The following is a 14,405-nucleotide window of genomic DNA, read 5'->3' as shown; positions in this document are numbered from 1 at the left end:
AAATCTTTATAATATGCCGTTTTCGTGAAAATCTTTACTTCGTTTTCCTATAAAATTGAGTTTTTGATAGAAACATATTATTAGTTGTTTAGAATAGAGTTTTGTATCTTAGTACATTGATTTTATTGTTTAAAAACTGATGTATGTACTATTTTATTCAAGGGAGTATCAGATTGAAACCATAAATATATATAAGCATGAAACTTGAATTAATAATAGTGGCATGATACAATATTAAGTGATATTGATAATTATTTGGCAACCCTTTTTAAAATGATAACCTCTTAATATTACTAAAAAATTTAAGGGGGGGGGCTTTTTATTTGTCTGTATATTTCAATTCAATATTAAAAAAATATGTATGAAGGAGGTTGTGACTCTAAATGAAGGGTAAACAACAAGATTTTAGAACGGAAAAGTATATTCGTTACGGTATTCGTAAATACAGTTTTGGAGCAGCATCAGTAGCGATTGCGGCTGGTTTAATGTTCTTAGGAAGTGGAGCAGTTTTAGCTACTGAACAAAATCCAGTTTCAGACTCTAAAGAAAATATTCAAAAAGTAGAAAATTCTTCTCCAGAATTAGGAGAAAGTAATATTCAGTTGGTTGTTAAGACAACTGAAACACCCAAGAAAGAAGAAGTTAAAGTAAATAAGTCACTTCTTGAAACGAGTATTTCAAATTTAGAGGTTGCATTATCAAATGCTAAGTATGCGGATGCCTCAGTTGTAGCCAATGCCCGTGAAGCCTTAGCTACTGCGAAAGCTGTTTTGGCAAATGAAGCTGCCAAGCAAGAAGAGGTAAATGTTCAAAAAGAGATTCTTTCTGCATTGGGAACAGTTGTAACTGAATCAAACAAACTAGGACTAGAGAAAGAACAGGTTGATAAGGATAAGGCGGCTAAAGAAGAAGTTGAAAAGAAAGCTACTCCAGCTGAAAAAGCTCTTTCAGAAGCTAAATCGGAACTCGATAAAGTTACATCAGAAGCAGATGTAACCAATACACTTGCGGTTACAGAACTTCGTAAGAAGGAAGTAGCAGAAGAGAATCGAGTTGCAATTGAAGCAGCGGTAGCCAAGAACCAAGCCGTAATTGACGAATCAAAAATTCTTTTAGCTGATAAGAGTGTCACAAAGGAACAAGTGAATGCTCAACTTTCACGCTTGAATGAGTCTATCCTTGCGGTTTATAGTGAACTGAAAAAATCAGGAATTGGTCGTGATGGGAAATTTGCTGTAGTGTTGGCAGCACAAGATTTTTATGCTGAAAGATCTACAAGTACTACTCATGCTTCAGAAATAAATGCAACAATCCATACAGGATCAGATACATATACAATTCCACACCAAGAAATTACACTTACTAAAGGTGCAGGTACTGATACTTCAGGCCTAGAAGTAGTTGTGTATTCTAACCAACGTGATGGTGATGAAACAAATGCAGGAAATGGGATGCATACTGAACAAGGTGGGACAAGAGGGCATAACAATACAGGTCGTGTTGACTATCCTTTAACACCAGAGGCGGCTAAGAAATTAGCTGAAGAAGCTCCACTTTGGAGAAATAAACTTCGTGCTGATGGTTCAAAGATCTCAAATGCAGCAACTGCAATTTATTCAGCTAACGGTGGTTATGAATATCTAGCTACTGAAATTTACAGATATGGATATGAACAAGGAATTGATCGCGTATATATTAAAGGATTAAAAGATCGTATTGCTGTTACAGAGTCTGCTAAGCAAGCTGGATGGAGTCTTACTTCTGTAACACCAACCAACCTTGTTCCTGGTTTAGCATATGATGAGGCTACAGATACTATTCAAGGGGTGGTCTCTGCCAATATTGAAAACGGGGTATATGATTTACGTTTTGATGTAACTGCAACCCATACTGACGGTCGTTCAGTAACTTTTCGACTTCAGAATTTACGTGCTGGTTGGGTAGGATGGCAAGATACCACGCCTCCTAAAATAAAATCCGATTCTGCAACATACGAACGTACAGTAGGTGATGACGCCAATATCAATATTCGATTTAATGATGCTTCGGGAGCTGGTGTTATACCAGGAAATAACGCTGGAAACTATAGTTATACAACTGCTGAAGAAAAAGTAATTACAGTACGTAAAAATTTTTCACGCAGTGTAACAGGAATTTCAGGATACAATACTACAGGAACTGCATTAGATGACTCAAAAGTATTAATTCCAGGTACTAGCTACACAGTTTCAAATAGTACTTCCGAAGAGCAAGCTGCCAATCAAACAAATATGGGTAAAGGAGTTATTGGTGGCAAGCTTACTGAGGCAGGGATATATACAGTCTCTGTATTTGCTAAAGATTATGATAAACTGGCTAATAATAATGTTTGGAACCAATCAGGTCAAGAGGCACATGCTTCTCTCACAGTTGTGGTGAAACCCAAAGTTGAGGTTCAAAACGTTGAAACTTACTCAACTTCGGTACCAGTTAAAATATCTAAGGGTGCAACAAGTGCAAAAGTAACGATGCCAGATGGAACTGTAACAAATCTAAAAGCAGTTAACGGTAAGTGGCTTGTAGATAGTGGCTCAACCAATACAGCAGTTACTGAAAATCAAGAACTAGGTGCCGTAGATTCTAATACAGTCTTTAACATTCCCGTCACATCAGAAGCGACAGCAAAAGTTGGTGTGGATAACATTACTGTTGAAGCATCGTCTGAAAACGTTAAGGGAACTTTCCTACGTGAACAAGTTGAATTAACTGGAACTGACGGTCAAAAACACATCGCAAAATTAAATAGTACATCTGGTCATTGGGAACTTCCAGCTGATTATGCTGAAGTAAAGACACCAAATGGTGATGGAACTACAACGTGGACAAAACGCGAAGTGTATACTGAAGCGCAACAAGATGGAGCAATGAAATTCTACATCTATGAGTATACTCGTCAGCTAGATATAAATGGTAAAGTAACAAGTGTTGATACACCAACTCGCCCACTCACTGTATATGCTTCTCAGAATACTAGTCAAGCAGGTGATGGAATGTCAGTAACAATCACCTATGACAAACATTCCAATACCTGGTCTTCATCAGATGGTACAGAAGTGACTGCTACCAAATTGGGTGACAATTCTTGGGAAGTGCTTACTAAATCAGGATTTGGTGGTATCATTAGAGGAACAATTGCAACAAACTCAGATGTTGCAACTGTAGTTAATACAAAACCAACAGCAAGTTCACAGGATTATACGTCTACAAAAGGAACTACGGTTGACCTTCGTAATGAAGCAAAAGCTGCAGTGACAATTTCTGATACAGAAGATACTAAGTACGGAAAAACAACTTACATTACTCGTATTACGGTAACATCTCCTTCAGGAGTTCAGAAGGTTTATGATACTAAACAAGATGCAAGTAACTATAATCTTGCTAGTGGTTATAGACTTAATGAAGTGGGAGTTTATACGGTAACAGTTGACGTTATTGATAGTAATGGCAATTACACAACAGATGCTACAGTAGGTGGAACTGAATCTGGTGTGGATCATGGGGCTGGCTCATCAACAGCTACAACTACTTACCATATCACAGTAACAGACACGATTGAAGGTCACGATGCTACATCATCTGATATCCAAGGAGCTACTCAAACGGGAACACCAACCTTTACTTCTGTAGGTGACGGTTCAACTATTTCACCAAGTGCAACATCACCAGCTAAGTTGGTTGCAACTGACGGTAGTCTAGTTGAGACTTTAACAGTTGCAAATGAGGGAACTTATACAATTGACCCAGCAACAGGTGTTGTAACCTTTAAACCACTTCCAACATTCACAGGACCAGCAAGTCCAGTAACTGTTAAACTAACTGCAATTCTAGGTACAGATGCTAACAATGCTAATATTACTGCAACTGCGATAGCTACTTACACACCAACAGTAGTTCCAGTAACACCAACCGCAGTAGCTTCTCAAACAACTGGACCTCAAGGGAAAGCCCAAACTTCTACTATTAAGTTTGACGTAGCAGACACAGATGATACAACTGTAAACTTTGCTAAAGGAACAGTTGCTATTGATGCAAATACAACAAAATCTGTTGATCTTAATACAGCATCAGTAACTCTTCTTAATGCAGACGGTGTTGCTGTAACATCTGTAACAGTTGCAAATGAGGGAACTTATACACTGGATACAGCGACAAATGTTATTACTTTCCAACCAGTCGCAACATTCACAGGAACTGTTACAAAACCAGTTAGTGTACGTATTGAAGATGCGAATGGTACTACTGTAACAACTACTTACACTCCAACTGTCACAGATGTCACTATGACAGCTGAAAATGCAACATCTACAGACGTTCAAGGCAAAACACAAACTGGAACACCAGAGTTTGAAACGTCAGATTCATCAGTAACAATTGCGAAACGTCAGTTGCTTGATCCCACAACTCTACAACCAACTACTAGTGTTACAATCGCAAATGAAGGAACATACACAATTGATCCAACAACAGGTGTTGTAACCTTCGTACCAGTCCCAACATTTACTGGAGAAGGAACAGGAGTAACTGTTCAAGCAACAGACTCAAATGGTGAGACAGCAACAGCTACTTATAAACCAACTGTAACACCAATCACGATTACTGGTGAAAATGTAACATCTAAGAATATCCAAGGTGAATCGCAGTCAGAAAAACCACTATTCTCATCATCAGATAAGAGTGCTCCAGTATCAAATTACAAACTTGTAGATCCAGCTACTGGAAATCCAACGACTGCAACTTCAGTGACTGTTGAAAATGTTGGTACATATACAATTGATTCAACAACAGGCAAAGTAACATTCAAACCAGTTGCAACTTATACAGGAACACCAGCATCAGTAACAGTTCAAGCATCAGCAACTATTACTAATGAAAAAGGTGAATCAACAGAAATCACAGGTACAGCTGCTTATACTCCAACAGTAGTTCCTGTAGTCCCAACAGCTAAAGAATCAGCTACAGCTGGTAAGCAAGGTCAAGCGCAAACATCACAAATTGTTTTTGACACTCCTGATACAGATGCTACAACTTTGAACTTTGCTAAAGGAGAAACATCTGAAGTATTAGGTGAAGATGGTCAACCAAAATCAGTAGCTCTTGATAAGAGTACTTTGACACTTCTTGATGCGAATGGAAATGCTGTAACTACAGTTACGGTTGATGGTGAAGGAACTTACACTCTTGATAAAACAACTAATGTCATTACATTCCAACCAACTGAAGAATTTACAGGCAAAGCTACACCAGTACGTGTACAAATTGCAGATATCAACGGTACTACTGTAACAACTACTTACACTCCAACTGTTGTTGCTGAAGATGGAACAGTCATTGTTGAGTATAAGGATGAAGAGGGTAATATTATCTCTCCTTCAACAACTCCAGTAAATAACGAAAAAGTGACGACTCCGTTCACGACTGAACCAAAAGAAATTTCTGGTTACACTCTTGTTAAAGTGGTAACAACAAATGGTCAGGTTGATGAAGGTACTAAGAAGGTTTCAGGTAAAGTTACAAATGAGCAAACTACTGTGACATATACTTATAGAAAGAATGTTCAAACAGCAACTATTTCTTACTATGATGTGACAACTGGTGCAGAAGTTGCTATAGATTCAGCTAAAGTTCCAGCAGCAGCTGTTGAGACAGTAGAAGGTGCTTATAACGGTGCTATCGACTTTGTTAATCGTGAAAAAGCAATTGCAGCTCTTGAAAAAGCTGGCTATACGTTAGTAGAAGATGGTTTCATTGTAGCAACGACAGCTGATAAGCTTTTTGACAACGACACAGCGGTGAATCAAAACTTCACGGTAACAGTTAAACAACGTGTGGAACCCGTGACTCCAAATGATGAGAAACCTGTTCCAGGACAACCAGTGGATCCAGAAAATCCAAACTCACCTGTATGGCCAAGTACTGCAGAAAATCTTGAGTTAACTAAAACAGTTACTCGTACAATCAAGTACCGCTACAACGATGAGAATGGTAAAGAAGTAACAGCTGATAAAGTTCAAACAGTAACCTTCACACGTAGCGCAAGCGTTAACTTGGTAACAGGAAATGTGGAATATACTGACTGGTCAGCAGCACAAACTCTTGAGGCGGTAGTTTCTCCAGAAGTAGCTAATTATACTTATGATAAGAAAACTGTTACAAGCCTTGAGGTAACAAATGAGTCAACTGATAGTACAGTGTACGTTATCTATACACCAGTAGCACCAACTACAACACCTGCTACATCAACTGATATCCAAGGTAAGACACAGACAGGTACTCCAACATATAAACATGCTGATGGAACTGAGTTGAAACCAACAACAGATAATCCAGCTAAGTTCGTTGGAACTGAGGAAACAACTATCCCAGCTACTAAGGATGGTAAGACAGTTGGTACATATACAATCGATCCAACTGGTACAGTAACCTTCACGCCAAATAAAGACTTCGTTGGCACACCAGATTCAGCTAAAGTAGTTGTAACAGATCCTACAAATGGTACAACTGTTGAGTCAAGTTACACTCCAACTGTAACACCAGTTACACCAACAGGTGTGGATACAAGTTCTACAGGTCCTAAGAACACTCCTCAATCTGGTACACCAACATTTGTACCTGGTCATAAAGATGTACCAATGGACAATACTGTTCCTGCTACATTTGAAGATGATACAACAAGTAAAACAGTTCCAAACGAAGGAACGTATACTGTTGATGCAACAGGTAAGGTAACCTTCACACCAAATAAAGATTTCGTTGGAACTGCAACAGGAGTAACTATTGTACGTAAGGATACTAATGGCACTGTAGCGAAAGCTAAGTATACACCAACTGTTTATGAAGTGAAGTCTGATACACAAGTTGCGACTGTAACTTACAAAGATACTAACGGAACAATTCTTGGTGAAGTGGATATCCTTCAAGGTGATTCTGGTTCTGAAATGAACTACTCAACTGCAGAACGTATCAACGCACTGAAAAAACTTGGCTACGAACTTGTGTCTGATAAGTTTACAAAAGCTGATGGCAGCAAGCAATCATTTGATAATGATACGAATGCTGTTCAAAAATTTGTTGTTACAGTTCAACCACGCCTTGTTCCAGTTATTCCAAGTGATGTGACACCAGTTCCAGGTCAACCAATTGATCCAGAGGATCCAAATTCACCAGTATGGCCTGAAAGCGTTAAGGAATTGACAACTTCAGAAGAAGTAACTCGTACAATTACTTATGTTGATGGAGATGGTAAAGAGGTTACTACTTCTGTGACTTCATCCGTTAAATTTACTCGTGATGCTAAGGTGAACTTGGTGACAGGTGAAGTTACTTATGGCGAATGGAAAGAAGCTACAACTGATGTTCTTTCTGGTAACAAACTTCCACTTGTTAAAGGTTATATTGCAGTAAGTGGAGATATTGAGGCATCTACCAAGGATCAAACTGTTAAGGCTGAAGACAAAGATATCATTCAAAAAGTTGTCTATAAGAAACTTGGAGCCTGGATTCCAAACGTGCCAGAACAAACAAATCCTCCACGTATTGATTATCCAAATGATCCAAACGGTGATCCAACTAAACCGGGTGTACCAACGGAAGATATTGTAATTCCTTATGTTCCAGGTTACATTCCAAGAGATAAAGATGGAAATCCGTTGAAACCAGTTGATCCAGAAGATCCAACAAAAGGTTATGTGCCACCAACATTACCAACTGATCCGAGTCAAGATACACCAATCAACTATACGAAGATTACAACGTCTTATGTGACAGTTGATCCAAATGGTAAAAAAGTATCTATTCCAGATTATCCAAGAGAAGACGGCGAACAACCTAAGAAAGATATCCCAGGTTACCGCTTCGTAGAAACGAAGAAACTGCCAAATGGAGATACAGAACATGTCTATGAAAAAGTGAATACATTCTTCAAAGATAAAGAAGGTAATGAGATTCCGAACTATCCAAGTGAGCCGGGCACAGTAGATAAGAAAGACATCCCAGAATACAGATTCGTAGAAACGAAGAAACTTCCAAATGGAGATGTAGAACATGTCTATGAAAAAGTGAATACATTCTTCAAAGATAAAGAAGGCAATGAGATTCCGAACTATCCAAGTGAGCCAGGCACAGTAGATAAGAAAGATATCCCAGGTTACCGCTTCGTAGAAACGAAGAAACTGCCAAATGGAGATGTAGAACATGTTTACGCAAAAGTAAATACCTTCTTCAAAGATAAAGAAGGTAATGAGATTCCGAACTATCCAAGTGAGCCAGGCACAGTAGATAAGAAAGACATTCCAGAGTACAGATTCGTAGAAACGAAGAAACTACCAAATGGAGATACAGAACATGTCTACGAAAAAGTGAATACATTCTTCAAAGATAAAGAAGGCAATGAGATTCCGAACTATCCAAGTGAGCCGGGCACAGTAGATAAGAAAGACATCCCAGAATACAGATTCGTAGAGACTAAGAAACTACCAAATGGAGATGTAGAACATGTCTATGAAAAAGTAACAACATTCTTTAAAGACAAAGATGGAAATGAAATCAAAGAAAAAGAAAGTGGTTCAGTAGATAAGAAAGACATCCCAGAATACAGATTTGTAGAAACGAAGAAACTTCCAAATGGAGATGTAGAGCATGTCTATGAAAAAGTAACAACATTCTTTAAAGACAAAGATGGAAATGAAATCAAAGAAAAAGAAAGTGGTTCAGTAGATAAGAAAGATATTCCAGAGTACAGATTCGTAGAAACGAAGAAGCTGCCAAACGGAGATACAGAACACATCTACGAAAAAGTAAATACATTCTTCAAAGATAAAGAAGGCAATGAGATTCCGAACTATCCAAGTGAGCCAGGCACAGTAGATAAGAAAGACATCCCAGAGTACAGATTCGTAGAAACGAAGAAACTTCCAAATGGAGATGTAGAACATGTCTATGAAAAAGTGAATACATTCTTCAAAGATAAAGAAGGTAATGAGATTCCGAACTATCCAAGTGAGCCGGGCACAGTAGATAAGAAAGACATCCCAGAGTACAGATTCGTAGAAACGAAGAAACTGCCAAATGGAGATACAGAACATGTTTACGAAAAAGTAACACCACCAGCTCCAACACCTTCACCTGTTCCTCAACCAAATCCAGGTAAGCAAAATACAACTACTTGGACTGATGAGAATGGAAATCCATTGAAACCAACTGAGCCAGGTTCTAAAGAACCGGGAACAATTCCAGGTTACGAATATGTGAAGACTGTGACAGGTTCAAATGGAAATATCAGACATATCTTCCGCAAAGTTGAGATGCCAACTCCAACACCGGTTGAACCAGTACAACCAGTTTCTCCACAAGAGCCAGAGACCCCAGAGCAACCAGTGACTCCAGAAATGCCAACAGTACCTGAGCAACCAAAACAACCAACAACACCTAAATATGTTGATGGTCAAAAAGAATTGCCAAATACTGGTACAGAAGCTAACGCTAGTCTTGCAGCGCTTGGACTTCTTGGAGCCCTAGGTGGATTTGGACTTCTTGCTCGCAAGAAAAAAGAAGACTAAAAACTCATAGTTTTTGAGAAGATGATTTGTCATCTTCTTTTTTTATTTCGGTGTTTTTACTTGCGTAAAAAATTTTTTTCTAGTATAATAGTTTATTGTGAGCGAACCTCACTTACCCCTTGCAAAGTCTTGGGGTCATTAGACCAAAAGGAGGAACATATCAATGGCTAAATACGAAATTCTTTATATCATTCGTCCAAACATTGAAGAAGAAGCTAAAAACGCTTTGGTAGCACGTTTTGACTCTATTTTGACTGACAACGGTGCAACTGTTGTTGAATCAAAATCTTGGGAAAAACGCCGTCTTGCATACGAAATCAAAGATTTCCGTGAAGGACTTTACCACATCGTTAACGTTGAAGCAAACGACGACGCAGCACTTAAAGAGTTTGACCGTCTTTCAAAAATCAACGCTGACATTCTTCGTCACATGATCGTCAAAACTGACGCGTAAGAAGGTAAACTATGATTAACAATGTTGTACTTGTAGGGCGTATGACACGTGACGCTGAGTTGCGTTATACCCCATCAAATGTAGCAGTTGCGACTTTTACTCTTGCAGTAAACCGTACATTTAAGAGTCAAAATGGCGAACGTGAGGCTGATTTTATCAATGTCGTTATGTGGCGCCAACAGGCTGAAAACCTTGCTAACTGGGCTAAAAAAGGCTCACTTATCGGGGTGACAGGTCGTATACAGACTCGTAGTTACGATAACCAGCAAGGACAACGTGTCTACGTGACAGAGGTCGTGGCTGAGAATTTCCAAATGTTGGAAAGCCGTAGCGTGCGTGAAGGTCATACAGGTGGAGCTTACTCTGCACCAACTGCAAACTATTCAGCACCTACAAATTCAGTACCAGACTTTTCACGTGATGAAAATCCATTTGGAGCAACAAATCCATTGGATATTTCAGATGATGATTTACCATTCTAATGGACAAGTAAAATTATAAAGGAGAAAAAACATGGCTCAACAACGTCGTGGCGGATTCAAACGCCGTAAAAAAGTTGATTACATCGCAGCAAACAAAATTGAATATGTTGATTACAAAGATACTGAGCTTCTTAGCCGTTTCGTTTCAGAACGTGGGAAAATCCTTCCTCGTCGTGTAACAGGAACTTCAGCTAAAAACCAACGTAAAGTAACAACAGCTATCAAACGCGCTCGCGTAATGGCTTTGATGCCTTTCGTAAACGAAGATTAAAAAAGAGGTCCGGGTGGACCTCTTTTTCAGACCCGGTTGGGTCTTTTTTTCACGAGATAGTTTTTTTCTGACCTTGGCGTGCTATAATGGTAATAAAAAGAGTAAAGGTGGGTAAGTCAAAGATGAATTGTACGATTAGAAATATGATTAAGTCTGATATTGAATCCTTATCTCATGGATTTATGAATCAAGGTTGGCCTGGTAGAGAGGAAATTTTGGCTAGATATTTTCTGGAACAGGAAAGTGGGGATAGAGAAGTCTTAGTTGCAGAGTTTGATGGTGCTGTAGCGGGCTACGTTACCATTTTGCCCTCTGCTAAACATGGTCCTTTTGCAGAAGTCTATCCAGAATTATCAGATTTTAATGTGTTTGAGCCTTTTCGAAATCAAGGGATTGGGAGTCAACTGCTAGAAGAAGCAGAAAAACGAGTCAAGTTTGTTTCGAGTAAGGTCACTCTTGGTGTAGGTTTACACTTAGGCTATGGCCCTGCCCAGAGATTGTATATCAAACGAGGCTATATTCCAGATGGGACAGGTGTCTGGTATAGAAATAAACCCTTGGAAATGAATGCTACTATTCAAAATAATGATGATTTAGTTCTGTACTTATCCAAGAAGTTCGAATAAGAGATAGCGAATTTCTTTGAAAATAGGGGATTTAGCTACTTTATGGTATAATGGAAAGAGTTAGATTGAAAGAGGTAGTGAGATGGATGCCAAATTAAGATACAAGGCAAAGAAAATCAAGATTGTCTTTTTTGATATTGATGATACATTGAGGAATTCCAAGACAGGTTTTATTCCAGCTTCAATCCCAACTGTTTTTAAGCAATTACGTGAGAAAGGAATTTTGACAGGTATTGCTTCTGGACGAGGGATTTTTGGTGTTGTGCCAGAAATTCGTGAACTCAAGCCTGACTTTTTTGTAACTTTGAATGGGGCTTATATCGAAGATAAAAAAGGTCAGGTCATTTATCAGCATCAGATTGAGAAGTCAGATGTTGAGGATTATATTTCTTGGGCTAAGCAAGAAGGAATTGAGTATGGCTTGGTTGGGAGTCATGATGCCAAGTTGTCGACTCGCACCGATATGATTAGTGAGGCTATCAATCCAATTTACCCCGATTTAGATGTAGATCCTGATTTTCATGAAAAAGAAGATATCTATCAGATGTGGACTTTTGAAGATAAGGGAGATGACTTGCACTTGCCTGATAGTCTCTCAGACAAACTTCGCATGGTTCGTTGGCATGAGCATTCGTCTGATATTGTGCCGATTTCAGGCTCCAAAGCGACGGGTGTGGAAAAGGTTGTGGAACACCTAGGCTTGAAACCAGAGAACGTCATGGTTTTTGGAGATGGCCTCAACGACTTGGAACTCTTTGATTATGCTGGAATCAGCGTTGCAATGGGAATTTCTCATGATAAGATCAAAGAAAAAGCAGATTATATTACAAAAACATTAGAAGAAGATGGCATTTTTGATGCCTTAGAAGGATTTGGTATGGTAGAAAAAGAATTGCATTTCCCACAAGTAGACATTGAAACAGTAGAAGGTCCTATCGCGACTATTAAGACCAATCATGGAGACTTGCGTATCAAGCTTTTCCCTGAACATGCTCCTAAAACAGTGGCTAACTTTGTTGCTCTTTCAAAAGATGGCTACTATGATGGTGTTATTTTCCACCGTATTATCAAGGACTTTATGATCCAAGGTGGAGATCCAACTGGAACTGGTATGGGTGGCGAGTCAATCTACGGTGAATCATTTGAGGATGAATTCTCAGAAGAACTTTACAATATCCGTGGTGCCCTTTCCATGGCTAATGCTGGTCCAAATACTAACGGTAGCCAGTTCTTTATCGTGCAAAACCAACATTTGCCTTATTCTAAGAAAGAAATTGCTCGTGGTGGTTGGCCAGAACCGATTGCGGAAATCTATGCCAACCAAGGAGGAACTCCTCATTTAGACCGCCGTCACACTGTATTTGGTCAGCTAGCTGATGAAGCTTCTTATGCTGTCTTGGATGCCATTGCTGCTGTTGAGACGGGGGCGATGGACAAGCCAGTTGAAGATGTTGTGATTGAAACAATTGAAATCGAGGACTAAGATGAAAATCGGTGATAAGCTAAAGGGTCGTATTACAGGGATTCAGCCCTACGGTGCCTTTGTTGAGCTAGAGACAGGTGATACGGGGCTGATTCACATTTCAGAGATTCGGACAGGTTTTATTGAAAATATTCATGAAGCCTTGAAAGTCGATGAAGAGGTTCAGGTTCAGGTAGTGGATTTAGATGAATTTACAGGGAAAGCAAGTCTTTCTATCCGCACTTTGGAGGAAGAAAAGCACCAGTTTCCGAGACGGAGACGCTTTTCAAGCGACCGTTTTAACTACGGCTTTGCGCCTCTTAAACGAATGATGCCAATTTGGACTAGAGAAGCCTTGCACTATTTAAAAAAGAAGAAGTAGTTTAGAATTTTATATTTTTTGTAATGTTAATATAAATCTGCTATAATAGAACCATGGAAGAAGAACAATTATTAAAATCAGGAGAGCGCATTAACCAGCTCTTTTCGACAGATATCAAAATTATTCAAAATAGAGAGGTTTTTAGCTATTCGGTGGATAGTGTTCTCTTGTCACGCTTTCCACGTTTTCCTAAAAAGGGCTTGATAGTGGATTTCTGCGCTGGAAATGGAGCAGTGGGGCTATTTGCTAGCACTCGTACTCAGGCACAGATTTTGGCTGTTGAGATTCAGGAGCGTTTGGCGGATATGGCTGAGCGCTCTGTCCGTTTGAATGGATTAGAGGAGCAGATGCAGGTCATCTGTGATGATTTGAAAAATATGTCTGCTTACATCCAGGGGAGTAAGGTGGATATGATTTTGTGTAATCCGCCCTATTTCAAGGTGGATCCTCATTCCAACTTGAACGAGAGCGAGCATTATCTCTTGGCGCGCCATGAAATCACGACCAACTTGCAGGAAATTTGTCGCAGTGCCCAGAGTATTCTTAAATCGAATGGACGCTTGGCCATGGTTCATCGTCCTGACCGACTCTTGGACATTCTGGATATGTTGCAACGGCATAATCTAGCCCCTAAGCGCCTGCAGTTTGTTTATCCAAAAAGAGAAAAGGAAGCCAATATGCTTTTGATTGAGGCTATCAAGGATGGCTCGACAAGTGGCTTTAAGGTCTTGCCACCTCTCATTGTCCACAATGATGATGGCTCTTATACGCCCGAACTTGAAGAGATTTATTATGGATCATAAGGCTTATATGTATGTGCTGGAGTGTCGTGATGGTTCTTATTATACAGGGTATACGACTGATGTGAGAAGACGCCTCGCTGTCCACAATAGTGGGAAGGGAGCCAAATATACAAGAGCACGCTTGCCAGTCAAACTTATCTATGCTCAAGGTTTTGCCAGTAAGGAAGAAGCCATGTCGGCAGAAGCCCTGCTCAAGCGTAAGAATAGACCGCAGAAGGAAAGATTTTTATCTGAAAATCAAGATAGAAATTTACTCAGTTATTTTGAAGAGTAGTGAGGAGTCCTTTGACTCCTCTTACTTTTGTCAAAAAGCGAAAAAAATGCTACAATAA

Annotated in this window: 9 protein-coding genes; all 9 read left to right on the top strand. The window is 39.3% G+C overall.

The annotated features are described in order from the left end of the window. The first annotated feature begins 383 nt into the window (after nt 1-383). Nucleotides 384-9,593: a mucin-binding protein gene (locus QS39_RS11445; protein ID WP_077805395.1), complete on the top strand. Its 9,210-nt coding sequence runs from the start codon at nt 384-386 to the stop codon at nt 9,591-9,593. A gap of 163 nt (nt 9,594-9,756) precedes the next feature. Further along, the gene (gene rpsF, locus QS39_RS09785; protein WP_001151778.1) at nt 9,757-10,047 is read left to right on the top strand and encodes a 30S ribosomal protein S6; all 291 of its coding nucleotides are present in this window, start codon (nt 9,757-9,759) and stop codon (nt 10,045-10,047) included. An 11-nt stretch (nt 10,048-10,058) separates the two neighbouring features. Then, nucleotides 10,059-10,529 (top strand): single-stranded DNA-binding protein SsbA, encoded by a 471-nt coding sequence (gene ssbA, locus QS39_RS09780; protein ID WP_000609606.1) that lies wholly within the window; start codon nt 10,059-10,061, stop codon nt 10,527-10,529. Between the two features lie 31 nt (nt 10,530-10,560). Beyond that, nucleotides 10,561-10,800 carry a 30S ribosomal protein S18 gene (gene rpsR, locus QS39_RS09775; protein ID WP_000068664.1) on the top strand — a complete coding sequence of 80 codons (240 nt, stop codon included), beginning with the start codon at nt 10,561-10,563 and terminating at the stop codon, nt 10,798-10,800. Nucleotides 10,801-10,922: 122 nt separating this feature from the next. Further along, on the top strand, nt 10,923-11,426 hold the full coding sequence (locus QS39_RS09770) for a GNAT family N-acetyltransferase (RefSeq protein ID WP_077805394.1): 504 nt from the start codon (nt 10,923-10,925) through the stop codon (nt 11,424-11,426). Nucleotides 11,427-11,508: 82 nt separating this feature from the next. Then, on the top strand, nt 11,509-12,909 hold the full coding sequence (locus QS39_RS09765; RefSeq protein WP_077805393.1) for a bifunctional Cof-type HAD-IIB family hydrolase/peptidylprolyl isomerase: 1,401 nt from the start codon (nt 11,509-11,511) through the stop codon (nt 12,907-12,909). Between the two features lies 1 nt (nt 12,910). After that, nucleotides 12,911-13,270 carry a S1 RNA-binding domain-containing protein gene (locus tag QS39_RS09760; protein WP_000689593.1) on the top strand — a complete coding sequence of 120 codons (360 nt, stop codon included), beginning with the start codon at nt 12,911-12,913 and terminating at the stop codon, nt 13,268-13,270. Nucleotides 13,271-13,323: 53 nt separating this feature from the next. Next, on the top strand, nt 13,324-14,073 hold the full coding sequence (locus QS39_RS09755) for a tRNA1(Val) (adenine(37)-N6)-methyltransferase (protein WP_077805392.1): 750 nt from the start codon (nt 13,324-13,326) through the stop codon (nt 14,071-14,073). Continuing rightward, the gene (locus tag QS39_RS09750; RefSeq protein ID WP_077805391.1) at nt 14,063-14,347 is read left to right on the top strand and encodes a GIY-YIG nuclease family protein; all 285 of its coding nucleotides are present in this window, start codon (nt 14,063-14,065) and stop codon (nt 14,345-14,347) included. Before QS39_RS09755 ends, QS39_RS09750 begins: the two co-directional genes overlap by 11 nt. The last annotated feature ends 58 nt before the right edge of the window (nt 14,348-14,405 follow it).

This window comes from Streptococcus mitis (assembly GCF_002005545.1).
In the GTDB taxonomy this organism is placed as follows: domain Bacteria; phylum Bacillota; class Bacilli; order Lactobacillales; family Streptococcaceae; genus Streptococcus; species Streptococcus mitis_I.
This window is presented reverse-complemented; position numbering and strand designations above follow the sequence as displayed.

What these genes read in the sequence shown, in the direction of transcription:
- QS39_RS11445 (WP_077805395.1), top strand. Translation starts at nt 384, where the DNA reads ATGAAGGGTAAACAACAAGATTTTAGAACGGAAAAGTATATTCGTTAC.
- rpsF (WP_001151778.1), top strand. Translation starts at nt 9,757, where the DNA reads ATGGCTAAATACGAAATTCTTTATATCATTCGTCCAAACATTGAAGAA.
- ssbA (WP_000609606.1), top strand. Translation starts at nt 10,059, where the DNA reads ATGATTAACAATGTTGTACTTGTAGGGCGTATGACACGTGACGCTGAG.
- rpsR (WP_000068664.1), top strand. Translation starts at nt 10,561, where the DNA reads ATGGCTCAACAACGTCGTGGCGGATTCAAACGCCGTAAAAAAGTTGAT.
- QS39_RS09770 (WP_077805394.1), top strand. Translation starts at nt 10,923, where the DNA reads ATGAATTGTACGATTAGAAATATGATTAAGTCTGATATTGAATCCTTA.
- QS39_RS09765 (WP_077805393.1), top strand. Translation starts at nt 11,509, where the DNA reads ATGGATGCCAAATTAAGATACAAGGCAAAGAAAATCAAGATTGTCTTT.
- QS39_RS09760 (WP_000689593.1), top strand. Translation starts at nt 12,911, where the DNA reads ATGAAAATCGGTGATAAGCTAAAGGGTCGTATTACAGGGATTCAGCCC.
- QS39_RS09755 (WP_077805392.1), top strand. Translation starts at nt 13,324, where the DNA reads ATGGAAGAAGAACAATTATTAAAATCAGGAGAGCGCATTAACCAGCTC.
- QS39_RS09750 (WP_077805391.1), top strand. Translation starts at nt 14,063, where the DNA reads ATGGATCATAAGGCTTATATGTATGTGCTGGAGTGTCGTGATGGTTCT.